Annotated in this window: 22 protein-coding genes (1 of these 22 running past the window's edge); 1 reads left to right on the forward strand and 21 read right to left on the reverse strand. The window is 42.4% G+C overall.

Features of this window, described 5'->3' with window-relative positions:
* From ACHOLT_RS02680 to ACHOLT_RS02780, 21 genes are all read right to left on the reverse strand, one after another.
* Window positions 1–1,202 carry the 5' portion of an MFS transporter gene (locus tag ACHOLT_RS02680; RefSeq protein WP_425805597.1) on the reverse strand. 127 nt of this gene lie to the left of the window's left edge, so only the first 1,202 of its 1,329 coding nucleotides appear in the window; the start codon lies at window positions 1,200–1,202; the stop codon falls past the left edge of the window.
* 223 nt (window positions 1,203–1,425) lie between these two features.
* Window positions 1,426–2,253, reverse strand: a complete 828-nt coding sequence (locus ACHOLT_RS02685) for a methyl-accepting chemotaxis protein (RefSeq protein WP_425805598.1) — start codon at window positions 2,251–2,253, stop codon at window positions 1,426–1,428.
* Window positions 2,254–2,277: 24 nt separating this feature from the next.
* Window positions 2,278–2,478 carry an XdhC family protein gene (locus ACHOLT_RS02690; RefSeq protein ID WP_425805599.1) on the reverse strand — a complete coding sequence of 67 codons (201 nt, stop codon included), beginning with the start codon at window positions 2,476–2,478 and terminating at the stop codon, window positions 2,278–2,280.
* A 53-nt stretch (window positions 2,479–2,531) separates the two neighbouring features.
* Window positions 2,532–3,347, reverse strand: coding sequence for a selenium-dependent molybdenum cofactor biosynthesis protein YqeB (yqeB, locus tag ACHOLT_RS02695; RefSeq protein ID WP_425805600.1), 816 nt, complete (start codon window positions 3,345–3,347; stop codon window positions 2,532–2,534).
* Window positions 3,348–3,362: 15 nt separating this feature from the next.
* Complete coding sequence (locus tag ACHOLT_RS02700) at window positions 3,363–4,229, reverse strand: isocitrate lyase/PEP mutase family protein (protein ID WP_425805601.1); 867 nt, start codon at window positions 4,227–4,229, stop codon at window positions 3,363–3,365.
* Window positions 4,230–4,256: 27 nt separating this feature from the next.
* Window positions 4,257–5,690, reverse strand: a complete 1,434-nt coding sequence (locus tag ACHOLT_RS02705) for a glutamate mutase L (RefSeq protein WP_425805602.1) — start codon at window positions 5,688–5,690, stop codon at window positions 4,257–4,259.
* A 34-nt stretch (window positions 5,691–5,724) separates the two neighbouring features.
* Window positions 5,725–6,864: a 2-methylaconitate cis-trans isomerase PrpF family protein gene (locus ACHOLT_RS02710; RefSeq protein ID WP_425805603.1), complete on the reverse strand. Its 1,140-nt coding sequence runs from the start codon at window positions 6,862–6,864 to the stop codon at window positions 5,725–5,727.
* Between the two features lies 1 nt (window position 6,865).
* A complete protein-coding gene (locus tag ACHOLT_RS02715; protein WP_425805604.1) occupies window positions 6,866–8,716 on the reverse strand; it encodes a cobalamin-dependent protein in 1,851 nt (616 codons plus the stop codon).
* A 34-nt stretch (window positions 8,717–8,750) separates the two neighbouring features.
* Window positions 8,751–9,257 carry a 3-isopropylmalate dehydratase gene (locus ACHOLT_RS02720; protein WP_425805605.1) on the reverse strand — a complete coding sequence of 169 codons (507 nt, stop codon included), beginning with the start codon at window positions 9,255–9,257 and terminating at the stop codon, window positions 8,751–8,753.
* On the reverse strand, window positions 9,257–10,468 hold the full coding sequence (locus ACHOLT_RS02725) for a 3-isopropylmalate dehydratase large subunit (protein ID WP_425805607.1): 1,212 nt from the start codon (window positions 10,466–10,468) through the stop codon (window positions 9,257–9,259). The genes ACHOLT_RS02720 and ACHOLT_RS02725 overlap by 1 nt, the downstream gene beginning before the upstream one ends.
* Window positions 10,469–10,500: 32 nt before the next feature.
* Window positions 10,501–11,922 carry an L-serine ammonia-lyase, iron-sulfur-dependent, subunit alpha gene (locus ACHOLT_RS02730; protein WP_425805608.1) on the reverse strand — a complete coding sequence of 474 codons (1,422 nt, stop codon included), beginning with the start codon at window positions 11,920–11,922 and terminating at the stop codon, window positions 10,501–10,503.
* 25 nt (window positions 11,923–11,947) lie between these two features.
* Window positions 11,948–12,835, reverse strand: coding sequence for an NAD(P)-dependent oxidoreductase (locus tag ACHOLT_RS02735; RefSeq protein ID WP_425805610.1), 888 nt, complete (start codon window positions 12,833–12,835; stop codon window positions 11,948–11,950).
* Between the two features lie 139 nt (window positions 12,836–12,974).
* On the reverse strand, window positions 12,975–13,553 hold the full coding sequence (locus ACHOLT_RS02740) for an amino acid synthesis family protein (RefSeq protein ID WP_425805611.1): 579 nt from the start codon (window positions 13,551–13,553) through the stop codon (window positions 12,975–12,977).
* A 6-nt stretch (window positions 13,554–13,559) separates the two neighbouring features.
* On the reverse strand, window positions 13,560–14,411 hold the full coding sequence (locus tag ACHOLT_RS02745; protein WP_425805612.1) for a UPF0280 family protein: 852 nt from the start codon (window positions 14,409–14,411) through the stop codon (window positions 13,560–13,562).
* 31 nt (window positions 14,412–14,442) lie between these two features.
* Entirely contained in the window at window positions 14,443–15,915 is a 1,473-nt protein-coding gene (locus ACHOLT_RS02750; protein ID WP_425805613.1) for a 4Fe-4S binding protein, read from the reverse strand.
* 25 nt (window positions 15,916–15,940) lie between these two features.
* Window positions 15,941–17,101: an amidohydrolase family protein gene (locus tag ACHOLT_RS02755; protein WP_425805615.1), complete on the reverse strand. Its 1,161-nt coding sequence runs from the start codon at window positions 17,099–17,101 to the stop codon at window positions 15,941–15,943.
* 20 nt (window positions 17,102–17,121) lie between these two features.
* Window positions 17,122–18,105, reverse strand: a complete 984-nt coding sequence (locus ACHOLT_RS02760; RefSeq protein ID WP_425805617.1) for a xanthine dehydrogenase family protein molybdopterin-binding subunit — start codon at window positions 18,103–18,105, stop codon at window positions 17,122–17,124.
* Between the two features lie 18 nt (window positions 18,106–18,123).
* A complete protein-coding gene (locus ACHOLT_RS02765; RefSeq protein WP_425805618.1) occupies window positions 18,124–19,389 on the reverse strand; it encodes a xanthine dehydrogenase family protein molybdopterin-binding subunit in 1,266 nt (421 codons plus the stop codon).
* 21 nt (window positions 19,390–19,410) lie between these two features.
* Complete coding sequence (locus ACHOLT_RS02770; RefSeq protein WP_425805620.1) at window positions 19,411–19,884, reverse strand: (2Fe-2S)-binding protein; 474 nt, start codon at window positions 19,882–19,884, stop codon at window positions 19,411–19,413.
* 16 nt (window positions 19,885–19,900) lie between these two features.
* Window positions 19,901–20,767 (reverse strand): FAD binding domain-containing protein, encoded by an 867-nt coding sequence (locus tag ACHOLT_RS02775; RefSeq protein WP_425805622.1) that lies wholly within the window; start codon window positions 20,765–20,767, stop codon window positions 19,901–19,903.
* Between the two features lie 356 nt (window positions 20,768–21,123).
* Window positions 21,124–22,743: a sigma-54 interaction domain-containing protein gene (locus ACHOLT_RS02780; protein ID WP_425805623.1), complete on the reverse strand. Its 1,620-nt coding sequence runs from the start codon at window positions 22,741–22,743 to the stop codon at window positions 21,124–21,126.
* A gap of 827 nt (window positions 22,744–23,570) precedes the next feature.
* Between ACHOLT_RS02780 and ACHOLT_RS02785 the strand changes: the two genes are divergently transcribed.
* Entirely contained in the window at window positions 23,571–25,028 is a 1,458-nt protein-coding gene (locus tag ACHOLT_RS02785) for an FAD-binding protein (RefSeq protein ID WP_425805624.1), read from the forward strand.
* The last annotated feature ends 47 nt before the right edge of the window (window positions 25,029–25,075 follow it).

The following is a 25,075-nucleotide window of genomic DNA, read 5'->3' on the forward strand; positions in this document are numbered from 1 at the left end:
AGCATACTACCAACAACGATTGGAGCAAGAATACCTCCAATTCGTCCAAAGCCTGCGGCCCAACCAGTACCAGTTGCACGGGCACGGGTAGGATACATTTCCGGCGAATAAGTGTAGATAACACCCCACGCACCTAAGTTGAAGAATGACATTAAGCATCCAAACGTCAAAATCATTGCTGCTGTGTTAGCTTGTCCGAAGAAATAAGCACAGACTGCAGTACCAAGAATATAACCCGTCATAGTTGGCTTACGGCCAATTTTATCGACAAAATAAGCAGCACTAAAGTAGCCAGGCACCTGCGCTAAGGTCATAGCCATAACATAACTAAAGCTTTTTGTTAATGCAAAACCTTTTAGGGCCAAGAGGGATGGCAACCAAGTAAAAATACCATAGTAAGAGAACACGACACCAAACCACATGATCCAGAGGAATACGGTTCTGCGAAGAAGATTACCCTTGAATAGATCTAGGACAGAGACTTTGGAAGCTGGTGCTGTAGGGACAATCTCTTCTTTTTCAGTATTTCCGGTATATTTTATACCGCATTGAGCTTCAACTTTAGCAACAATAGCTTCTGCTTCAGCATGTCTACCTTGTGTTTCAAGATAGCGTGGGGATTCTGGAATGGCCTTCCAGAGATAAAAAATGTAAAGAGCAGGAGCAGCGCCAATAAAGAAAGCAACCGGCCAACCGAATTTAGGAATAACAACATAAGAGATTAATGCAGCAATTAACCAACCAGCAGCCCAAAAGCTCTCAAGCAGTACCAAAAACTTACCGCGGTGCTTTACGGGAGAAAATTCACTAACAAGAGTAACTGCAACAGGAAGCTGTCCGCCAAGGCCAAAACCTACCAAAAATCTAAAGAACAGCAACGATCCATAATTCCAGGAAAGACCGCATAATCCAGTCGCAACGCTATACATAGCGAGAGTAAAAGCAAAAACTTTTTTACGTCCAATAATATCAGCAATTGATCCTCCTAAGACGGCACCTAAAGCCATACCTACAAGGCCAATACTTCCAATATAGCCCACTTGTTCAGTGGATAAATTCCAAGTTTTCATGAGAACGGGAAGAACGAAGGAAACGATACCAGTGTCCATGGAATCAAACATCCAACCTAGCCCGGCTGTAATTAGTAAAATATAATGGAATTTAGAAACGGGTAAATTTTCAAGACGTTTAGTCAGATTCATTCAATACCCTCCTTATTATTCACCATTACAAAGTATCGGACGCAATTATAAGACCTTGAACTTGGACTTGATTTAACCTTTCTCTTTACATGGTTTGATTTATTCGACTATGCCATGGCTAGTTAAGGCTTCGTCAAAAGGATTTTCTCAAAGCAACCACCCCCTTAACTAGTTTTTAAATACACTTTTTATTAATCACGCCTATAATAATATTTTGTGTGACTTAAGCAAGATGATCTGCTAAACCCTTTAGGGTTTGAGACATAACGCCGATTTGCTGAGTTGAGGAAGCAATCTCCTCCGTTGTTGCAGCTTGTCCTTGGTACAGCCCTGCAAGGTTGCTTATTTTTTGGGATATATCCGAAAGAAGATCTTTAATGCCTGTGACTGTCTCCGAGATCTGCTGTGTTGAGCTGTTCGTATCTGCAGCCATTTTCCGTATTTCCTCAGCAACAACACTAAACCCTCTGCCTGATTCACCGGCTCGAGCAGCTTCAATAGCTGCGTTTAAGCCAAGAATATTCGTCCGATTCGTAATTCCTTTTACAATACGGACAATGTCATCGACCCGCTGTACTTCACTTTCCATAGAGCTTGCTTGACTTGCAACTTCCTCGGCTGTTGTTGCAAGCTGTTGAGAATTTACTGCTAGATTATCCGTAGCAGCAGAGATTTGCTCTGAAGCTGCTGCGAGATTATCAGCCATCTCACGGACCTCTTCTTGATCATCAATCGGTGTTCCCGTAAGAATTAAACCTACAATTATATTCTGTTCGTCCCGAAGAGGAACTCCGACCCCGACGAAAGGGACACCGAAAACCTCTTTCGGTATTCGCTGGACTTGGCGAGTTCCTTCCCGCAAAACAATATCGGCAATACTGCCTTTCTTAATTGGGTCTCCTGGCTTAATATTCAGATTTAATTTTTGGGTAGGAACATTCAGAATATATCTCTCCGTATCAGCAACTGAAACGGTCATTTCTTTACTTCCTATAATGGCTAGATAATTTATCAACTTTAACGCAGAAGCAATCACAGGATGATGTTCCACTTCTGTTCCTCCTTTCTAAGGCAGTTAATTAACCCTAGCAAGAAATACTTTCATTATCCCGCCACAAACCATACCCTCGTCTGCTGCAATTGCGTTTGTAAGGTCTACTGTATAAGTGACAGGTAATCCTTTAGAAAAAACTGCAAGAGCAGCACGCTTAACTTCTGCTTCTGCACAGCCTCCTCCAATGGTCCCTACAGTTTGTCCATCTCGAAAAATTAACATTTGTGCACCTGGCTTTCGCGGCGCGGAACCTTTGACTTCAATAATTGTAGCTGTTACCCCTTTTCAATTACTTTTAATTTCCTGGTTAGGTACATTAATGCTTCCAGTACGCCTCCGCCGACAGCCCTAGCCTTATCAGATATCGTAAAGCAATGTTCCTTTTTAGCCCGAGCATCAACATCCCCTATTTTGGTCCCTTTAACTATGGGTACGCCATTGTGCAAAATTCCTCTTAAAACACCATCAATTTTTGCTTTGACTTCTTTTTGACCCACATAGGCTATAGTCTCATTCTGTTTCACAAAATCCCCTATTGCATGGCAACCTTTGAAAATTCCTGAGTCTGTTGCGTATAGCACTCTTTCTTCAGCAAACCCGTTGATCAGCCCAGGTATCCCGGTATTTGGTGCAGCTGTCCCTGTTAAAATCACCCGACCCAGATTATGGCCTCTTTGTGTCTCTATAACGGCGTGCACGTCTTCTTTAGCAGTAAAACCTGGACCTACACCTATTACAATAGGAGCATCATTTAAAGTTGTTCCAAGATTCTTTTTAGCTAAAATGGCATCAACAACAGCCAATGGGCTTAATTTATTGATAATTTTCCCTTGGGGATCGAGGATCACAGGGACAGTGCCTCTTGCCAGAGCCTCTAATGCCTGTTCTTCATCATCTACTGTGTTAGCTTTTACGCCTTCTACTTCTATTTCGCCGCTATATATAGCCTCAGCAAAGGAAACGGTTCGCCTAATAGCCATTGGTTGAGCAATTTCAGTGATAATAACCTTAAAGCCAGCTTGCCAGATTCTATGAACAATTCCTGTAGCAAGATCGCCTCCGCCTTTAACTACAACCAAGTGAGCATTCATTGAACCGTCACATCCTTAACCCAAGACAAATTTGGCTTCAATTTCGCGGATCTCAGGAAGACCAATCATCTTATTGAATTCAGGAAAAGGGATCATTTGATCTATAAGCTCTTTCGTTGTTCCTTTTACTTTTAACTCTTCCATCAACTTCTTCATAGCTTGTGCTGTGATATAGGTTGAAGCGGTCGGGAAGATAACTAGGTTATATCCAATACTTTCTAATTCATTCGTAGTTAACAATGGGGTACGTCCGCCTTCAACCATATTCGCTAAGACAGGTACTTTGAAACTAGAGGTAATCATTTTCATTTCTTCTACAGACTCGGGGGATTCAATAAAGATGACATCAGCCCCAGCTTCTTCATACGCTTTTCCACGACGTATAGCCTCTTCTATTCCATGGACAGTACGCGCATCTGTACGGGCAATGATGACAAAATCAGGGTCTTGACGTGCTTCTACAGCAGCTTTGATCTTGCCGACCATTTCCTCCATAGGAATAACCTGTCTTCCTGTCATATGTCCGCATTTTTTAGGAGCAACCTGATCTTCAAGTTGAATGGCCGCTACGCCGGCCATCTCATATTGACGAACGGTACGCATGACATTAACAGCATTACCAAAACCTGTATCTCCATCTGCAATCACTGGAATATCCACAGCGCTGGCAAAGTTATTGGCACGAGCTAACATCTCAGTCATGGTTAAGAGACCGACATCCGGCGTACCTAGATGACTTGCTGCCTGACCATATCCCGTCATGTAAACTGCAGGAAAACCCGTTTTCTCAATAACCTTTGCAGTCATTGCGTCATGAGCGCCTGGGGCAACGAGAATCTCCTTTGCCGCTAATAATTCTCTTAGTTTTTTACCTTTATTCATATTAATAACTCCTTCATTCCTCAATTTTTAATTACCACCATAAATATTGTTAAAAGCCAATTGTAAGGCTTCATTGGGAAACTCTTGTGCTAAGGCACCAATCGTATAGAGTAAATAACTTTTATCTATAATGAATTGCGGATCCTCAGGCAACAAAGAAATACCGCGGTTAGCAAAGGCTTTTCTGAGAATTTCTAAACAGTCTTCTTTTGATGAATGGGCAAAAATACCACCAACAGCAACTACTTTCTGGAGCTTTCGCAAATCACGCCCAACAGCGGTTCCTGGAGCAACGCCCATGATCGGGTCAAAGCTTTGAGCTAAGTATCCCGCGTGGCGTTTAATAGCAATTTCAATGGCAGTTATCGCCAAAGCTTTATCAAACAGTATTTCTTTTTGAGTAACACTAATGTGATCAGGATTTTTCTCCAGATTTTGCGTGTATGTGATCAATTCTTCGCACAATTCTTCATCACTCAAATTAACCTTTGCTAAAACACCTTTGGCACCAGCCGTTTCTACGATACCAGTTGCACTCACCCGTAGTCCAAGGTTACCCTCAACTGTCCTGTAAGAGACCTGTTTTTCGTTAGAAATAACCAAACCTTTTTCTTCGTTACTCAATTCGGCTAATTCTGGCATAACGGAGTGCACGTCAGTAGTAGCGCCACCTATATCGATGACCATAATGCTGCCCAAACCTTCGTTCTCAGTAGTTCCAAGTGCTAATACCTCAGTTCCCATCAGCACAGCACCAGGTGTAGGCATGACCTTCTTATTTGTAACCATTTCTAGAAGACGTCCTAAACCTTTTGCCTGAGTAATTTGACGGATAAATTCCCTGTGGATCGCTTCCCGTGCTGGTTTAACCTTTAATTCATGAATGGTTGGCATGACATTTTGTACTCTGAACGTGCGAACGCCTTCAGAATTCAGAAACGCTTCAACCTTAGGTTGAGCTTGAGAATTGCAGGCAATGATCACAACCCCTCGGCATTTACTTTTAACGATAATATGAGCATTTTCCAGAACCGAGTCCTCATCACCGCCATCTGTTCCACCCGCAAGCAGAATAATATCCGGTTTAATCTCCTGTAAGACCTCTTCCCTGAAATCAACAGGTGTTTCATGGGAGATAATCTCCAAAACTCTAGCCCCGGCGCTCATTGCGACTTCCTTAGCCGCCTTTGCCGTAACGCGCGGCATATATCCCATAGCGATCATTCTAAGTCCACCTGCGGCAGAACTTGTTGCCAAAACCTTTTCCGGTATAGCATCAGATAAACCCATACTTTGAGCGAGATTTTTGCGTGCATTTATCAGTCCAATCTCAATATTTGAGACCGTTGTGGGTGCTTGAGATCGACCGATGAAGCTTAAAATTTTATTTTCTTTTTTAAATGCAGTTACTTTTGTATAAGTGCTTCCTACGTCATAGACCAATAAATCTACGTTGTGCATTTCATCACCTCCCGGAAAATTTTACGACCAGGAGTTACTTCACAATATAGCAGTAACCGTCCATGATACGGCGTGAAGTTCGCCCAAAAGCTGCCCGTTTAACTTCAAGGGTTTTACCGTTAGCCTCGACTTCAACTTCAATCTCAATAACCCCTGCCGGATGTCCGATACGTACCAACGAATTTTTAGAACGTGAAACTTCATGCACAATCGTCCCTGGGATTTTAGAAGCTACCCCTGTACAGGTTGTCCCCGTTCCAGCATAAGTTTTATGCATCACTTGCATAAACATAAGTCTGGATACTAGATCAACGTCACTTGCTGAAATTGTCCTCCCCGTAGTAAAGTCAACATAATCATGAGGTTCACTGACAAATGCGATCATAGGAAATGCAGGACTGTTTTGTAGAGCGTCCTTCTCGTTCTTAGCCATCCCAACTATCGTTGCTGCTTTGCCACGAATTTGTTCAAGGATCCCCAACATCTTTTTGTTGGAACCGATTTCTGCCGGTGTTTCAATTCCAGTCAACCCTAAATCTTTAGCTCTTACAAATACCATAGGATTGGCAACATCAACAATGGAGACCTCTAATTTACCTATTTCCGGGATATCCATAACATCAATTGCATTTCCTGTGGGTAATATTTTTTGGGTTACAGCTCCGGCTGTACCCGCGAAATCGAGCATGATCTTGGCTCCGGTACCAGGAACGCCGGCAATTTTATAGTCGCCAACAGCACGAGACTTCCCGTCTTTGACAGGCACCTCAGCAACGAGAATTTTACCCGTATTCGTATTATGAATACGAACTGTGGTGACAGGTTCTACAGCACGCACTAATCCTTCATCAATTGCAAAAGGTCCCACGCCAGCGGAAATGTTTCCACAGTTACCGGAATAATCAACAAGTGCCTCAGTAAAACTTACTTGGCCAAATGTATAATTAACATCAGCATCAGGACGTGTTGACGGTCCGATAATAGCTACCTTACTCGTTAAGGGATCAGCTCCGCCAAGACCATCAATCTGTCTTACATCTGGACTGCCAAATATCGCAAGAATCTCTTGATCTCTTTTTACGGTATCTGCTGACAAATCGTTCTCCATTAAGAAAATGCCTTTACTTGTACCCGCACGTAAAATTGCAGTGCGAATCTTTCGTTGATCACTCATTTTACTTCTCTCCCTTACTGCTTACTCTCTCTTGAACCCATTTGATAGCATCTTCTGGATTCGTTCCCGGTCCGAAGAAGCCATCAACTCCGAGGAATCCTGTTCCTTCGTTTTTCATTTTTTCTTCAAACATAGCATGTTCTTCTTCTTTTTCTGCAATCCGGCCACCCGCCATAAGGACAACCTTATCTCGAATACCGAGTTCTTTTAGGCGTTGTTCTACCCTCGGGAATAACGTGGTTCCCAGTCCAAGAAGGTTACTGACACCAATGACATCGACTTTCGCCTCTGCCGCAACTTCTGCTACTGTTTCGGGAAGGTTCATCCCCCGGAGATAGATTACTTCGTAGCCTGCTTGTTCAAACGCTTCGCGGATGGTGTTAATTCCAACGACGTGTGCATCAGCTCCAACCGTAGCTAGTAAGATCTTCTCTTTTTGGGTCACGGTAGCTTTTGCTGCAACTTTAACGTTTTCTTTTGTAAAGGCTAACTTTTCAGCAGGTACTCCTATAGGACCGTAACCAGGGACATACCGCCGAATTCCGTCTTTATCACGATGTGTTTTAACACCGCGTTTAAGATCCCAGCCGCCAGCCCGTGGAGCATCTAGAATACCTGATTTGCCGGCAGCAACAATGTAATCAATTAAATTTTCATCACTATACTTTAACCAGAAATCAGGACCGATTTCTTCAGGTCTGAGCTCTTTGCTAAGACCAAACACTGCAGTTAAGACTGCCATCGCTTCATTAATAATTTCATTTTTTCTTCGGTCAATAGCTGGATCATTGATTTCGTAAGAAGCTACATTTGTAAACACATTGTGTGTTGCCCAAATAGCCTTAGCCATAGAGGCTCCTGTAGGAATTCCCACATTTTCTGCAGCTTTAGGGCGATAGAAGTTTGCACCGCCTAATTTAGCACTAATTGCCATGCGAGCAAAGTGGGCTTGTTCTGCAATAAGGTCAGCCGGTGGATTTTGGAAGGTTTCTGGAACAACGATCAGGAATTCACTCCAAATGACCTGCTTAAAAGCACGCATTACGGCCAAATCAGCTAATACATTAATCCCGGCAACATTCATCTGAATCCCGCTTAGAGATCTCGGCAGGCCGGCATGAATAGCCAGACCTTCTGCCAACAGGCACATGGCTAAAGCCATACCGTCTGTTCCGCCGATATTATTCAAGTGTTTATGAGAATCAGTTTGTACGAAGATGTTATTATCCGCACACACCTGCAAAGCCTTATAGCCATTTAGAACTTTAGTCTTATAATCATGTATGCCTCGACCGCCAAAGTGGACGTGAATAACCGGGCCGATATCCGTTCCATCAAAGCCTGCGATCAAGGAATTGATAATGGATAGATGCGGGGTATCACCAGTCGCATTAATCCGTACAGGATGTTTTGCTCCGCCGCCGAGCTGAACGAATTCTCGTTCTCCAGCAGGGGTAATTCCGCCTTTTCCTCTCGATTGTTCAATCAGCTCAGATCCTTTAAGTGGATCAATATGCCGGGTTGCCTCAGAGTGAACAAATTGGAAAAGTGATATTCCAAGTTCTTCAGCGACTTTATACATTTCTTTTGATTCTTTATAAGTCTCCTCGGCACTATTTCTTCCCAGGATAGGGTTTTGAACAGGGATACCCGTCTTAGCTGCTTGGCGGCCTAACTCAGCAATGCGATACCCGCTGCGTTCTACACCATTAACAACTCTAGGATAAGGGGCTGGCAGGCCAGAAACAGTACCATCCGCACCTACTTTAGGCATCTCGACCCCAAATACTCTTTCATAGGCCTGTACACTTTCATAATCTTCAATAATAATTTTTTTCGTCTTTTCTTGCATTGAAGTCCTTTCCTCCTAATAACCTTTTAAAAATTTAGGATAGATGGAGCTGCTTGCGCACCTTGGCAATAAGTCCTCCTGCTTCTAATGTTTCTAAAACATTAGCTGAAAGAAGCTGTCCTTGCAATTTTTCCCCTGTCTCGATGATCGTTATTTCAGCTGTTTTCAGATCAACTTCGATTTGCTGTCCGTGCCCAATTTTATCTACAACATCTGCAATCAATACAGGTAAACCGATGTTTATGGAATTCCGTCTAAAAATCCGAGCAAAAGATTTGGCAATGACGAGTCCTGTACCAGCTTCTTTTAAAGCAACCGGTGCTTGCTCCCGGCTTGAACCACAGCCAAAATTGTCGCCTGCGATTACAATATCACCTGGCTTTACTTGTTGAGCAAAATCCGGAATTTCACTTCCGGCAAGAGCATAGTCCTTTAACTTATCGATAGGGGCTGCCATAGCGTAGCCCGGTAAGATCTGATCTGTATCAACATTAACGCCGAATTTCCAAACACGGCCTCCAACCTTGCTATTCCAAGCCATTAGTCTACCTCCCCTAATGCGGCAATCGTGCCTGGAGCAACGATTTTCCCTGCGATAGCACTTTCTGCGGCTAAACGTGGTGAGGCAAGATAAACCATACCATTACGATGACCCATCCGCCCAGGGAAATTACGATTGGTAGTAGAAACAGCAACATCGCCTTCAGCTAAGAGTCCCATATGCGCCCCGAAACACGGACCGCATCCCGGGCTTGTAACAATACCACCAGCTTGTCGGATAATACGTGTTATTCCTTGGTCTTCCATTTCCTGAGCAATGCTGGTGGAAGCGGGAATCACTAATAATGTTACAGCTTCAGCCACCTGATGATCCTTAAGCACTTCAGCGGCAATCTTCATATCACTTAACCGACCATTCGTACAACTTCCAATGACAACCTGAGTTATTTTAGTACCCGCGATATCCGTTACCTTCGAAACATTACCGGGATTCGGCGGGCAAGCAACACTTGCTGGAATCTCTTCAGCTTTAAAGGTAAAGACTTCCTTAACGACCCCAACAGGTTCATTCTCACCAGCAAAGTAGCTGATCATGGTTCCCATTTCAATTCCCATGTTGGAAATCGTCATCTTGTCATCTAAGGTCAGGTTTTCAATAAGGCTGCCTGAATAGATCACTGCTTTATCAGTGAAGCCGCCTGTCCCAAAATGTCCGATCAGGTGCAGAATAACATCTTTGGCATATACTCCAGGAGAGAGCTTTCCTTCAATTCGAAGCTCATATGTCTCCGGAACTTCTAAATCAAGTGTTCCCGTAGCCATTGTTGCGGCTAACTCCGTGGCTCCAACCGGTATGGCAATCGCACCATACGCTCCTGCCGTACACGTATGCGAATCAGCACCCATAAGAATCGAGCCCCTGCTTAAGCGGTGCTTTTCAGCAACAACCTGATGGATAACCCCATCACATTTGTCATAAACCTTAACCCCATAGTCCTGAGAAAATTTCTTAAGGACATTATGAAGTGCTTTAGCCTCGGAAGTTGCAGCCGGAATAATGTGATCCACAACAAATACGACTTTCTGAGAGTCGAAGACCTGATCAACTCCTATTTTTTTAAACTGTTCAACAGCCATAGGACCAGTTACATCGTGAGCAATGACTAAGTCAACCTTAACGGTAATATCTTCGCCCGCTTCGACCTTCTCCAAGCCAGCTGCCTTGGCCAGGTACTTTTCTACTTGGTTCACTTTTTTTCTCCTCTCGAACGAATACTTGATATTTAGTCAACAAGCACGATTCCAAGTTTTTGAGCTGCAAGGCGAGCTTCTTCTAAGGAAGGGCTGGCCTTCTTTAACACCAGTCGGGCTCCGCCCCGATTAAGAGCTTCAACCATGCTATTCCGTTCAGTTGCATAGATTGTAACTTTTTGTAATTGAGGTTCGTTTACTTCGACAATATCTACTGTAATCTTTTTATCGAGGACTTTTTGAATCACTTCGCGATAAGCCTTACCGTTGTCTGTGCTTGCTCCAAGAACCGCACCCATAAGGATTCCCGGTACATTGATACCGCGACGGGCGAATAACTCCGGATATAACTCGATCTTAACGCCAGTAATTTCTCCTTTAGCTAACTCATGGGCAATCCGGCCAGTATTCGTAGGCGAGCCAACAGCCTGGCTGCTGCCGCCAACAACCGCATCTCCAAAAGGTTTCACAATCGAATTTGCCTTACTGGCTAAAGCACGAGCTTCTTCAACCGCTAATTTCATGGTTTGCTTGATCGAATCATGTTCACGTTCTTTTATTTGATCTGGAATGAAGTATTCCACTTCAAGATTCGTTTTAAAGAAAGGCTGCATATATTTAATGACTACTGGCACGATTTGTTTAGCTGATACGGGGTGCACAGCAGCCGCCATCGAAATCATAACATCAACCGGAACATTAACCGGAATCGTCGTATGAAGTGCTAAATTGGCAGCAAGGTTGGCAATGACGACTCCCCCACCGATGTGGGTAGAGCAAAGTCCTGCAACCATTACCCTTGGTGTACATGGGGTACCAATGGTTGGCGAAAGCGCTAATACGACAGCCCTCTCCATAGCTTTGGGACTTCCTTTACGCAGTTCTACTAAAGTTGCTGCAGTTGCTGCTGCACCTGCCCCAAACCCTTCCATATTACAGCCTGTAGAGGTCTTTCCTGCCCGGAAAATCGTTCCTACTTTGAGCATTACGGATACTGTCCTTGCCAGTTCCTCTTTATCTTCAACAGTTTCCTGTAAAGCACGGAATAATCCAGTATAAGTGCAAGAATCTCCTGTCCCTGCACAAGGTTGTAACCCGCATGAATGGTTCCCCACCTGTGCAGCTAACGTATATACCAATATCTTGTTTATGAAATCATCCTCAAATAAGCGATTTTCAAAATTATTAGCGGCTAGTTCTTGTGGTGCCTTACCGAGCAAGAAACTCGTACCAGAGGTGATCCCTACTTCTGCAGCATACAGATTATGTGCAAAAGCATTTAATACTGCATCAATGACTTCTTCCTTGGTCATCGAATTTTTATACATTGCTTCAGCGATGATTACATCACTGACACGCAGGTTTAAATCAGTTGCTACGTCAATTACTTCGCCTAAGGTTAAGCTACCGATTTCATAGCCTTTTTCCTTAATATCATTAATGATTTCATTCATTTTGAGTCACCTCCAGATAAAATTTCTAGGCCCTGACACTAATATCTAACACTTCTTCAAGCGGTTTAATAATGGCTGAAATATCTTCACGACCCAGCCCTGCAGCCCGTGCATTTTCATAAAGTTGCTGTGCAACATTCGTTAACATCATCGGGACTTTAGCTTCTTTAGCAGTCTGCACGGCTAGTTCAAGATCCTTATACTGAAGATCTATCGCAAATCCTGGAGCAAAGTTTCCTTTAAATACGAAGTTTGGCATCTTAGCCGTCATTGCATAGCTGTTACCGGAACTAACGCTGATAATCTCTAACAAAGTCTTTGGATCAAGACCAATTTTAGTTCCTAAAGCAAAAGCCTCTGCTGCTGCAGCCATATTTACTGCTAAAAGAAGATTATTGACAATCTTAACAGCGTCTCCATCGCCAACATTGCCAACATGGTAGATTTTCTTACCCATGACCTCTAATAAAGAGTGGTAACGATCAACAAGTTCTTTTTCTCCACCTACCATAATGGTTAGTGTTCCTTCGGTAGCGCCTTTAACCCCACCACTAACAGGTGCATCCATGTAATTGATACCCTGATCAGCGGCAAGCTTCGCAATTTTCTTAGTAAAACCTGGAGCTACACTAGACATATCGATAATCGTAAAACCAGACTTAGCACCAGCAAAAACACCTTTTTCACCAAGAAGAACCTGTTCAACAATTGTCCCATTAGGTAACATCGTAATAACAACTTCTACTTGCTCCGCAAGCTCGCGGGGACTTTGAGCATGAATAGCCCCATTTGCTACAAGTTCCTCGACTGCAGCTGCATTAACATCGTTGACAACAAGGGTATGTCCTGATCGGATAATATTCGAGGCCATTGGTTTCCCCATCGCTCCTACACCAATAAAACCAACTTTCATTCTGTTACCTCCTAATTTCCTTCTCAATCACTCTGTGTATGGATTTGTGGCGTAGTGCTTTTATACTTAAGGTAGAATGCACTACGTCACAAATTCACATTATTAAAGTCTGACTAAGATAATTATTCAATCTGACTGTTTATCTTAAGCCATCTTCCCCTTTGATCTCCGATACTTGCAGGCCGCCGATTCTTGGATGTGGACGTCCGGAAGCAGTAACAACAATAGCAACTACGATCTCATCTGCTCTTGGAGCATCAGGAAGTCTAACTTCCATAGCATCATAGTGTGTACGAACAAAAGCCGCATCTTTGTAATGAACAGGAACATCTAAACCAGTACCAACTCCTCCAAGCTTTTTAGCGGAGGGAATAATAGCCTTTCCGCCGCCAACTTCTTCACGGAAAGGTTTACCCATACGAGGATGAAGTATTGCTGCAGCATGTTCCAGTTCTCCTTTTTCCCCGACAATGGCACCTTTGCCATAACTATTTGCTTCTTCTTTTGCAATTCCAAGAGCTTTAACTGCCTTTTCAGCTAACATTCGGCCAAGTTGTTCCCCAATCTCACTTAGCTCAGCCAGATCTTCCACGTATCTGCCTGCGAATGGGTTCTTGATAACTGCGGCAACAGAAGCTTTACGCGTTGGTTGGGCAACAGCCTTTTCCCCATCTTTATGAGTTTCTTCAACGACAGTTACAATTTTGCGAATTTCCATTTTCATTTACCTCCTATTATTTACTGGATAACATAAATTTTTGGGAATCATGGCAACCAGATCATCTACAAAAATAACTGCCCCCCGGATCACGCCTCTTGTTTTTAATTCTTCGGCTTTAGCCAGTGCATTCGAGAGCGCTAGGCGCTTTGTCTCAGCTTTTAAATTCTGTGCTTTGGTTATAACTAAATGGCCGGGAATATCTGTATTGGGATCGAGTATTTCTGCAGGTACTCTTGTTATGCCTGGGTCATCTGCATAACAATGATTTGCGATGAGGGTCGCACAACTATCAGCAATCCTGGCAGTAGTGGCTAATACTGTAACAGCACTGGCAATTCCTTTAGTAAAACTTCTTCCGCCTAAACCGCTGGTAGCAATGCCACCAATACCATCCTTTGCTGAGAGAGGTAGAATATGAGTAAAGCTTGGAGCGTCAATACTCGGTGTAAGCCCTACCTTTGTTTCCTCATCCCCTAAGAGCCTAACCGCAATATCGCCGCCATTATTGATCATGACTTTAGTAGCTCCCTTAGCAACTAACCAATCCGCTACGAGATCTGAAAAGGTACCTGCAACTGCAGCCATCGGGGTCAAGGTATTATCTCCAGTTGCTTGTACTGATTCGACCATAAGTCTTAATGGCAAAGGATATTCCGTAATATGCGGGTCATTTACTGTTTTAATATTCTTGGCCTTTGCAAGCACTTTAGAAAGGTCTTCCAGGATTGTTATTGCGTAATGGGCTGCTCCCTGCAATTCACGGGTAAGCTTTTGAGTTTTTGTACTCGCCACAAGCATCATTTGCATTGGCCCATAGTTCAAGAATACTCGTTCGTCTGATAATACTGTGATCATACCTGTCTCCCCGGCTTGATGGTCTTAAAGACTACTTTTTAAGCTCGCCTAACTTCTGAATAGCTTGGACGTGTCCACCGATTTCCTTGTACTTTGAAAGAGGCATTGTGTATTCTACGGGAGCAACGGTTGCTGGTGTTGGAACCCAAGTAAAGGCTTTTGGCACAACTTTTTCAACATCAACCATAAAGTTAATGCCGCCGCCGGGAAGAACAAAGGCTTCTGCGCCTCCGACAGTCATCTTGGCATCACCATGGTGCACAGCTTGTGTTACTTTAATTGGATTTACAGCTACCCCAGCGCGAGCACTTCCGCCCGTTCCCCCTACATACAAAGCGGAAACCCTAGCGCTTTCACAGTTTGCGGCAATATGATCAACTGCAGCTTTTACCTCAGATGTCATGGGGATCTCCTTTACAGAACCGTCTGCTTCGACTTGGAAAAGTGCCGCATTTTGTGCTGTTGTTTCAGTGACAAGTATCTTAATACCGGGTTTTGCTATAGACATATCTACGGATTGAATAGCTTCTCTTGGGTTTTCGATATTCGTACCGCCCCAACCCTTGCCATGTTCACCAAAGTAACGACCACGTGTACTCTTTCTGGCATTCGGAACGACACCGCTCCAACTCATACCCACCACTTCACCGGCAAGGTGTTCCGATAAAAGACCGACAACGTGATGATCAAGGATGATAGCTTCGTCAACAACTTCCTTAAGACTGGCTGCAAACATTCCAATTGTGGCACTTCCGCATCCTACCCGCATTTTTGTGTCCTCTACTCCATCAATAATGGGAGGATAACCCACTTGAAGTTCTAAAGTACTTCCGTCGTCGACTTTTAAAGTTACACGTTCCCCATTAGAAATTTCTACAACTGTACGGGCAACAATGAAACCATCCTTACCTGTTAAAAGATTAGCACCACCGATTGAAAGCATTTTGGAACCATACTCTTCGGTGTCTACCATCCCTACAACTTTGCCGTTACGTTTGACTTTAGCTCCTTCTTCTCCGATAAAGAGATTGGTGTCAATCTTAACCTTAACACCGCTATAGCTTAAAGGTGCTTCTGTCACAACTGTGACAACTTCTACCCCATCAACAGTATCTTGAACAATATGGGGTGCAGGGCGGCAGCATGGATAGGTTGTTCCGGCACCAACCCCGGTAATAAGCGGGCCCCCTACTTGGGTTTCTGTAACCAGTTGACGATTGCGGACTAACCTGCCCTCAACATTGCGGTAACGTTGGCAAGCGCCAGTATATCCTTCTAAAATCTCACATTGGACTGGACAAGATGCGCATTTTACTGCACCCTTTTTAATCTCTGAATTTTTATTTGCTGCCTTGAAAGGACATACTTTAGTACAAACACCACAGCTTGTACAATTTTGTTGAAGTACTGCCTTCTTATTCTCTATAACTATTGCTTTGTTCGGGCACTCTTTAGCACAAATCCCGCATCCTTTACATAACTCTTGATCAATTATTACTGCCACTTGAACATCTCCCCTTAAATGCTGGCTATTTAATCGTATAATTGCGGGTTGTCGGAGGGGTATTACGACTCTTTGTTACTTTAATGGCACCATCTACAATTACCATGCCAACGCCTGGCAAATCACCCACCTTTAAGGCTTCCATAGCATCTGATCCGATCGAACCCATAGGAGCATCCATAACCACTAAATCTGCTTCTTTTCCTTCTTCAATCAAGCCTGTATCGAGACCAAATACTCTAGCTGTATTACCGCTAGCCATTGCCACAACTTTTTCACCAGGGATATCCGACATGGAAGCAATTAAGCTCATTGTTCTTAAAATTCCAAGTGGAATAATCCCTGTGCCGGATGGTGAATCGTTGCCAAAAATAACACGATGCAAAGCGTCTTTTTCAGCAAGTTTGCGGACAACTAAATCTCCAATTTTCGGATTACCGCATTGAACAATTTCAAGAGTAAGTTCTGTATTGTTAATCAATTTTTCAACTTCTGCTGGAGCAATCGCAGTAGGTCCTCCATTGATATGGGAAACGACTGTAGGTTCGACAGCCATGACATCATCTGCGGTAACAGTTGAACTTCCAGGGATTGATGTACCACCACAGTGCATAGCTACTTTCATTCCTCGTTTTTTAGCCCATTCCACCATTGGTTTAGCATCTTCAGGTTTTTTGACACTGCCAAGGCCAATTTCTCCGACCAACCATACGCCTTCTTTCGCCATCTCATCGAAATCAGCTTCAACTAAACCCTTTTCAAGAATGACAGCACCGCCATGAACCTTCAGCCCTGTAGAACGTAAATTGTTAAAGGACTTGTGGGCTAAAATCGCTAGCGCTTTTGTACCCGCCGGATCTTTGGGCCTTCCAGGTGTATGACATTCCCCAGCAGAAATAAATGTTGTGACGCCACCATGTACTGCACCTTCAATATAATCTTGAGTTTTTTGACGAGGAGTATAATCTCCAAGCACAGTATGAACGTGAGAGTCTATTAAACCAGGAGTTACTGTCATGCCTGCGACATCGACAGTCTTGTCCAAGGTGAAACCCTTAAGAATTTCAGCGTTTCCAATTTTAGCGATTTTTCCATCTTGAACTACGATTGTGTTTGCACTGCTTACTGGATTTTTAATGTCCCCAGTAACTAATTTCCCAATGTTGGTAAGTGCTATGGTTGCCATAAAAAATACCCCCTAAAGTTTTATTTTTTTATTTTTAATTGGGATAAAACTTTCTCCGGAGTTATGGGTAAATCCATTATGCGAACTCCTATTGCATCATAAACTGCGTTAGCAATAGCAGCAGCTGTTGGAATAAGCGAAGGTTCGCCAACACCTTTAGCTCCAAATGGACCACTTTCAACAGGCTCTTCGACAATGATTGGGTAAACTGCAGGAACATCCATGGAAGTTGGAATAGTATAAGTTGCAAACGACGGGGTTTTAATTTTGCCTTCCGATTTTTTGACTTCTTCATAAAGACCAAATCCTAAACCCATCGTACTTCCACCTTGAATTTGTCCCTCAACTTGCATGGGATTAATCGCAGTTCCAACATCATGGGCAGCAAAGATATTGATAACTTCTACTTGCCCTGTCTCCGTATCGACCTCAATCTCTGCAACTTGAGTCGCGAAAGCATAAGCTCCGTAAGGATCGCCTAAACCGGTCTCATCATCTAATCCGGTAGTATCAGGGTTAAACCAGCCGTGTCCAATGGTCATTTTTCCTTTGGCTCGGCAGCTGGCAATAACATCCTGCATCTTCTTATAATCATCTTCTTTGTTATTTACATAGATGCGATGGTTCTTTACACAAATTTCTGTGGGATCAACCCCGAATAATTCAGCTGCCTCTTCGATTAACACTTGTTTTGCTTCGCGTGCGGCACGCAAAGCAGCATTTCCGGAAATATAAGTCTGGCGGCTGGCAGAGGTAGCTCCGCCATCAGGTGTAATTCCTGTATCGGCAGATGTTACGAGAACATCATCAAAATTAACACCTAACTCCTCAGCAACAATTTGCGCGATAGCTGTGTTTGAGCCCTGACCAATATCAGCTGCACCTAATAAAAGGTTGACAGTTCCATCATCTAAAAAATCAACAAAAGCTCCTGCAGGATTTGGCAAACCCGTGTTTCCTACTCCATACCACATACAACCAACACCAAAACCTCTTTTTTTCATTGATCCACCTCCCCTCTCTTAGAAAATTTCGCCTGCGATTTCCTTTGCTTTTTGATAAGCCTTATTAATAGTTTCACCAATGCCAACCCCAGTTTTCAAAACCTGACCTGTACCCGTTGTACTTCCAGGTTTCAGAACGTTTAGCAAACGAACCTCAATGGGGTTAAGCCCTATCCTTTCCGCAAGGATGTCCATTTGTTGTTCATGAGCAAAAGCCACCTGCGGTACTCCAAAACCACGCATAGCTCCGGCAGTTGGGTTATTCGTGTACACAGTATAAGCATCAACTTTTACGTTAGGAATTTCATAAGGACCAGTAACATGAACCGCAGACCTTGTAAGCGTTCCCGGACCATAAGATGCATAAGCCCCAGTATCACCAATGATCGTTGCCTCAATTCCCAGTATTTTTCCATTCTTATCGGCAGCCGTTTTATAATAGATGACACATGGATGCCGTTTCGTTGATGAAACTAAGGACTCTTCTCTGGAATAAACCAATTTAACGGGTCGTTTCGTCTGTATTGACAATAATGCTATATAAACCTGAACTGAAATATCCAGTTTTCCGCCGAAGCCACCCCCTGTGGTCGCTTGGATAATTCTTACTTTATTAATTGGCATGGAAAGATTGCGTGCAACTTCCTTACGGTCAAAATGAGGATTCTGTGTGGAGACATTTAAGACCACGATATCCTGATCGAGGTATGCAACTCCAGCTTCCGGCTCAATATAAGCGTGCTCCTGCATTTGGGTACGATAGACATTTTCGATCACGATATCTGCCTCGGCAAAGGCTTTCTCAACGTCCCCTTTGCGAACTTTTCTGAGCTGTACAATATTTCCCTTTTCGTGAACCTTAGGAGCGTCTGGTTTCATCGCCTCCTCAGGATCAAACACAGCCGGAATCTCTTCAAATTCAACAGTAATAAGCGCCAAAGCTTGTTCAGCTATTTTCTCGCTCTCTGCAGCAACTACTGCTAAAGGCTCTCCGATTTTACGAATTTTATCAATAGCCAAAACAGGCTCATCTTTAAGAATAATTCCGTGACTGTTGCTTCCAGGAACATCCTTAGCTGTTAGAACCGCATATACCCCCGGCAAAGCTTCAGCTGCGCTGGTATCTACTTTTTTCAAAATAGCATGTGGAACTTTACTGCGAAGAATCTTAGCATAAAGCATTCCGGGCAGCTTCATATCAGCAGCAAATTGGGTTTTACCCAAAACCTTATCTAATGCATCTTTTCGAATTACAGGTTTTCCTACAACGTTGAATTCCTGCATATTTTCAACTCCTCTTTCAGCCTATTCCTTGCTGTGATTAGCAACCTTTTCAATTGCATTCGCAATCTTTGCATAACCGGTACAACGACAAAGATTTCCGGAAATTTCGCGGATGATTTCTTCTCTTTCTGGATGGGGATTCTTATCAAGCAAAGCTTTTGCTGACATAATCATTCCCGGGGTACAAAATCCGCATTGGACTGCACCCTCTTCAAGAAAAGCTTGTTGAAGGGGATGAATGTGCTCATAATCACCCAATCCTTCTATTGTTACAACTTTTTTGCCGTCAACTTGAGGAGCTAGTACTAAACATGAATTCGCTGTTTCTCCATTGATAATCACAGTGCAAGCACCGCAATCACCTTCACCGCAGCCAATCTTTGTTCCAGTAAGCCCTAAATCTTCACGTAAAAAATCGACTAAACGCATATCCGGTTCAACCTGAGCCGTCAGCTTATTACCGTTTAAAACGAAGCTTATCGTTACTTTTGACATATCATTTACCCCCATGCTAAATGCTAATCGCTCTCCAGGCATTTTCTAGTGCCCGCTTAATCAACGTACCTGCTATCTCTTTACGATAGGCTGCCGTCGAACGAACATCATCGATAGGATTTATCGCATTTGATACAACATCTGCAACTTCTAAAAGCAATTTATCCGAGATAACATTCCCGGCTAAATGCTCTTCGCCAGCAGGTACTCTGATCGATGTAGCCGCAACAGAACCCAAAGCAAATCTAGCCTTGGTCACGATTTTTGTTATTGGATGAACTTCAATAAACACTGCTGCATTCACAACAGAAATTGCCAAGGCTTTACGCTTGCCCAGCTTTTCAAAGCTACTGCTTTGATTATCCTTTTGCGCTACAAAGGATATTTTCGTGATTAACTCCCCAGGTTCAAGTTGTGTACGACCAGGGCCTTTAAATAAGTCTTTCAAAAGGATTTCTCGGCTTCCAGTCATGTTTGCTATCGTGATTATCGCATCATAAGCAATCAGTGCAGGAACAGTATCTGCTGCCGGAGAAGCATTCCCCATATTCCCCCCTACAGTTCCGTTATTTCGAATTTGTGGGGATCCGACCAAACCTGCGGCTTTAGCTAGGGCCGGAGCATATTTCTTAATTACATCCGATTCAGAGAGTTGAGTATGGGTAGTTAAAGCACCGATGGTTATCTTGCTGCCTTCTGCCTTTATTCCCTTCAAAATGTCCAAGGCGCCTAAGTCCACAATTACTGAGGGATGAATTATGTTTTCTTTAAGTTTGACCATAACATCAGTCCCGCCAGCTAAAAGACAATAGCCTGGATTTTCCATCATCAATTCAAAGGTCTCTTCAAGAGAATTTGGTCTAAAATATTCGAATTTACTCACCTTTGCTTTGCCTCCCCTATGATCACCAATGTTAGCTCTTTACTTGTTTTTCCTATTTTCTTGTATTGTTTGAAAATCTAATTTCATTTGTTTGGGTTACACTTATTATTTAAGCAAGATTCGTGCCAATTTTAATGGGTACGCTACAAAATTAAGCAAAAGCTTGAAACCCTTATTTTTAGGCATTAATTTAACCATGAATAAATGTACTATAAATAAAAATTTACAGTATATTTTAAGACTCATTTCAGAATTGAAACGTTTCGCCAGATTATCCTTGTAATACCTTTCACTTTAGCAATGTTAATAACAGAAATGAAACGAACCATTTCAAGTGTGAAATGGTTCGTTTCTTCCTATTTTCTTTCTAGGTAATCCTCCAAGCCATGCTCACATAATTTTCTCCAAAGTGTCGTTGTGCTTATTCCTAAGAGTTGAGCCGCTTTAACTTTTTTGTATTTTACAACTTGTAAAGCTTCTTTAATAATCTTCCTTTCTGCCTCACGTAAAGCATCCCCAAGATTAAGACTACCGGGTTTAATTTCAAGAACTACGGCATCTTTTACTGAAGTTGATCTCTGGCGTAAATAGGAAGGTAGGTGTTTTGGTAAAAGTTCAAAATCATCGCGTCCAACCATATTCATAGCATGTTCAATACAATTCTGTAATTCACGAACATTACCGGGCCAAGTGTGATTTTGTAAAATTTTGATCGTCTCAAGATCAATTTCTTCAATAGCTTTCCCAAAAGAAGCGTTATATTTCAGCATGAAATATCTTGCTAAGACAATAATATCTGCCTGACGTTCTTTGAGGGAGGGTATTTTTATTTGCACCACATTTAGACGATAAAATAAATCTTGACGGAACTTGCCTTCAGCAATCAAAACATTTAGATCTTTATTTGTTGAAGCGATAACCCGCACATCTATTTTCTTAGGTTTTAAACCGCCAATCCGAACGACTTCCCTCTCCTGTAATACTCGCAATAGCTTCGTTTGTAGGCCCAGTTCCATCTCACTGATTTCATCAAGAAAAATAGTCCCCCCGTCGGCTTGCTCAAAAGCACCTGGACTACCGCCCTTTTTAGCTCCTGTAAAAGCGCCTTCCTCGTAGCCAAAAAGATTGCTTTCGATAAGTGTAGCCGGTAAAGCCCCACAATTTAGAGCCACAAACTGTTTTGCACGTCTAGGACTTGCATTATGAATAGACTGAGCAAACAACTCTTTCCCGGTTCCGGTCTCTCCATAAATTAAGATTGAAGAAATTCCATTTGCTACAAAATTAGCCATACTCTTTGTTTTTAATAAAGCTTCACTCTCACCAATTATATCTTCAAAAGTATAGCGTGTGTTTTGTAACTTTTTAACCTCTTCATATAATTTTTGCTGTCGTTGTGAAGCATTCTCATTATTAAAACCAAATCCAAAATTTTTAGTGATCGGTATACGTACCGCCATAGCTCCATGGATTGAAAAGGATTTACCAACTACCGGTTCTTTGGATTCCATCGCTTTAAGTGCTTGTTTACTGATCCTTCCTTTTAATTGAGACCGTTCAGTCCCATCCGAATCATAACTAATAATGCGTTCACCAAATTCATTAAAGATAACCGCCTCACCGCCGGCTACCTGCGCAATCATCGGCAATGCCCGCTTGAACGCCTCTTGTAACTTTTGTTCCCTTTTCAGCCGTTCCACGTTGCTGCAAGCCAGGACAAAGTTACCTAAAGGTAAGGCCCAAGCATCAGCAAGATCGACAATTTGAGAAGAACCGACAAGCGGCTTCCCCTCTTGCGCTGCTTTCCTCGCCAGTTCATAAATCTGACCCTTGAGATTAGTAATTTCCTGCCCGTTATAATCAAAGGTCGATATTCTACGGCCTTCATTATCGGTAATAGCAGCATACCCCCCTGTTGTTTGGGCAAGTATAGGCAATAATCTGACAAGCTGATTGAACTCTAAATGTGTTTCCATAATTAGCCTCCATAAGATATTTCGCCCATAATATATTGTTATATATTAAATTTGTTTTTACTTCTTGTTATTAAACTAATGTCTTATTTCTAATATAATACTTTGCGTATAATAAATAAACTTACACTAATAAATTCCTCGGAATAATTAACTTCTCCTTAATTGAAAAATTTATCTCCAGTCCTTTCCTTAACCACCTTAGCTACCCAACTTCTTAAAATGTTCAAAGTGTCCAGGGCGAAGCCGCAAAGCGGTGCGAAGCATACTTGATATTTTGAAAATTAAAAGTATTCTTGCTGTATTAGAGATGAAGGCAGGCCCTTCGGAATCGCTATGCAGTTAAGGTTGAACTCTTAACATACATAGTTAGTTTTGTATGTCCATGGCTCGCTACGGGTTGAGTGGCTTCTTCTTACCGAACGGGGTTCTCACCCGTTATATTACATGACCTTGCCCGGCTTCACCGAAAGTTGAGTTATTTATATTTCATCTTTGCAATAGATTTAGGCCTTTTGTAGTTCTATGTTTCAGCTCCGAAATACTTCTTTTCAGAAATGAAATATTTCCTTAAAATTTTAATCTTAATAAGTTTTTATCTTATAAAAGTATCTTTATTTTGTAAAACTTATTTAATTAAGAACATACTTCAAAAAATTAATAGCCCTTTAACCTATACTTAAACAACCTATAAATAAGGCGTTTTCGTCTTCAATAACTTGTGCAATTGAGTTCAAGGAAAATTAAATTCTTAAAAATTGGCATTATAATTGCAGTACTAAACGGCAATCGAGAAAATTATTTAATTCAATAACCCCATGGAGGCATAAATGCAGAAAATAATCACTGATGTTGTAGTTGTTGGCGGAGGTCTGGCTGCTATGTATGCTGCACTTTCAGCAAAACAACAAGGCTCTCAGGTTTTAATGGTTTGTAAAAACAAAATTGGTCGTTCAGGTTCATCCGTGGTTGCCCAAACTGTTCACAGAGTAGCCGAACAGAATGACTTAAATCAAGAACTCTATTTTAAACATTTTTGGGAGTCTGGACGTTTCATGGGAAATCCTGAATTGATTAGAGTTTTAATCTCCGAGGGGCCAAAAGCGGTAAATTACGTAAAGTCGCTTGGGGTTGAATTTGAAAAGGGGATCGAAATTTTACCTAATGGGGGAAAAATAACACGGTATTCATGTGAACCAAGAAAAGGGAAACTACTAACTACCCCAGTCGCCGAGCAAGTTAGAAAATCATCAATTGACATGATCGAAAACACAATGGTCATCGATGTGATCTTTCAGAATGGAGAAATAAACGGAATAATTTGTCTTTGTAATAATGAAATATTTCTTGTCTTTACTAAAGCCATTATTTTAGCTACTGGTGGATTCGGTAGGATCTTTAGTGAAACTTCGAATCCGAAAGGAATAACTGGAGATGGACAGGCGATCGCAGCCCGTGCAGGTGCGCGCCTTATTGGACTTGAATTTATTCAGTTTTACCCTTACAGACTACGTTGGCCAAAGATATTTGATTTAAATCCCGCAATTTTTGACCAAGGTGCAATTTTTATTAATGAAAATCAAGAACGTTTTATGCGTAATTTTCCAAAGGCTGAACAAGAGAATCGTGACAAATTGGCCCAGGAAATGTTTAAGCAACGTGAAGTTTTCCTTGATTTGTCTGGAATGAGCCAAAAGGATTTAGGAAAACACCCTATTCTTGCTGATTTAGTAGAAAGGGGTTACGGCTCCAAACTCAAAATGCAAGTTACTGCCCATTTTTCAATGGGCGGCATTCAGATTGATTCACAAGGTGAAACAGATGTTCCAGGATTATTTGCCTGTGGAGAATGTACCGGCGGTATTCATGGAGCCAACCGTTTAGCCGGATCCGCTTTAGTGGAATGCGCTGTCTTTGGGCCCCGTGCAGGAAGATCTGCCGCAATTTATGCAAGGAAAAAACCAACTCCAAGAATTATTTCCCCTATCCTAGATCTGCCTTCATCAGGTAATGATAATATTTTTTCTTTGATCTCATCTCTTGGTCAACTTATGTGGACTAAGTCTGGAATCCAGCGTTCAGAAGAAGATTTACTACAATGCCTAGGCGAATTAAACGCATTATCAAACCATCTAACACATCTTCAACCTTCAAGCTACCAACAGTGGTTTGAAGCTCAAAATATGCTGCAAATTTCAAAATTAATTGTGGAGTCTGCCCTAGTACGACGTGAAACCCGAGGAAGCCATTTGCGAACAGATTACCCTAACGAAAACTCGATTTCATAATAACGGGCTAGGACATTTTTCCTAAAACGATTGTAAGGAGGTAAAAA

It is taken from the genome of Desulfitobacterium nosdiversum (genome assembly GCF_049860565.1).
Classification (GTDB): Bacteria; Bacillota; Desulfitobacteriia; order Desulfitobacteriales; family Desulfitobacteriaceae; genus Desulfitobacterium_A; species Desulfitobacterium_A nosdiversum.

Bases quoted from the DNA above. Each gene is read 5' to 3' on its own strand.
- ACHOLT_RS02705 (WP_425805602.1), bottom strand. From the start codon at position 5,690: ATGCACAACGTAGATTTATTGGTCTATGACGTAGGAAGCACTTATACA.
- ACHOLT_RS02690 (WP_425805599.1), bottom strand. From the start codon at position 2,478: ATGTTAATTTTTCGAGATGGACAAACTGTAGGGACCATTGGAGGAGGC.
- ACHOLT_RS02720 (WP_425805605.1), bottom strand. From the start codon at position 9,257: ATGGCTTGGAATAGCAAGGTTGGAGGCCGTGTTTGGAAATTCGGCGTT.
- ACHOLT_RS02715 (WP_425805604.1), bottom strand. From the start codon at position 8,716: ATGCAAGAAAAGACGAAAAAAATTATTATTGAAGATTATGAAAGTGTA.
- ACHOLT_RS02740 (WP_425805611.1), bottom strand. From the start codon at position 13,553: ATGGAAATTCGCAAAATTGTAACTGTCGTTGAAGAAACTCATAAAGAT.
- ACHOLT_RS02700 (WP_425805601.1), bottom strand. From the start codon at position 4,229: ATGAATAAAGGTAAAAAACTAAGAGAATTATTAGCGGCAAAGGAGATT.
- ACHOLT_RS02710 (WP_425805603.1), bottom strand. From the start codon at position 6,864: ATGAGTGATCAACGAAAGATTCGCACTGCAATTTTACGTGCGGGTACA.
- ACHOLT_RS02785 (WP_425805624.1), top strand. From the start codon at position 23,571: ATGCAGAAAATAATCACTGATGTTGTAGTTGTTGGCGGAGGTCTGGCT.
- ACHOLT_RS02755 (WP_425805615.1), bottom strand. From the start codon at position 17,101: ATGGCAACCATAGCACTTACCAACATTGGGAAATTAGTTACTGGGGAC.
- ACHOLT_RS02745 (WP_425805612.1), bottom strand. From the start codon at position 14,411: ATGATCACAGTATTATCAGACGAACGAGTATTCTTGAACTATGGGCCA.
- ACHOLT_RS02780 (WP_425805623.1), bottom strand. From the start codon at position 22,743: ATGGAAACACATTTAGAGTTCAATCAGCTTGTCAGATTATTGCCTATA.
- ACHOLT_RS02735 (WP_425805610.1), bottom strand. From the start codon at position 12,835: ATGAAAGTTGGTTTTATTGGTGTAGGAGCGATGGGGAAACCAATGGCC.
- yqeB (WP_425805600.1), bottom strand. From the start codon at position 3,347: ATGAATGCTCACTTGGTTGTAGTTAAAGGCGGAGGCGATCTTGCTACA.
- ACHOLT_RS02770 (WP_425805620.1), bottom strand. From the start codon at position 19,884: ATGTCAAAAGTAACGATAAGCTTCGTTTTAAACGGTAATAAGCTGACG.
- ACHOLT_RS02760 (WP_425805617.1), bottom strand. From the start codon at position 18,105: ATGAAAAAAAGAGGTTTTGGTGTTGGTTGTATGTGGTATGGAGTAGGA.
- ACHOLT_RS02730 (WP_425805608.1), bottom strand. From the start codon at position 11,922: ATGAATGAAATCATTAATGATATTAAGGAAAAAGGCTATGAAATCGGT.
- ACHOLT_RS02765 (WP_425805618.1), bottom strand. From the start codon at position 19,389: ATGCAGGAATTCAACGTTGTAGGAAAACCTGTAATTCGAAAAGATGCA.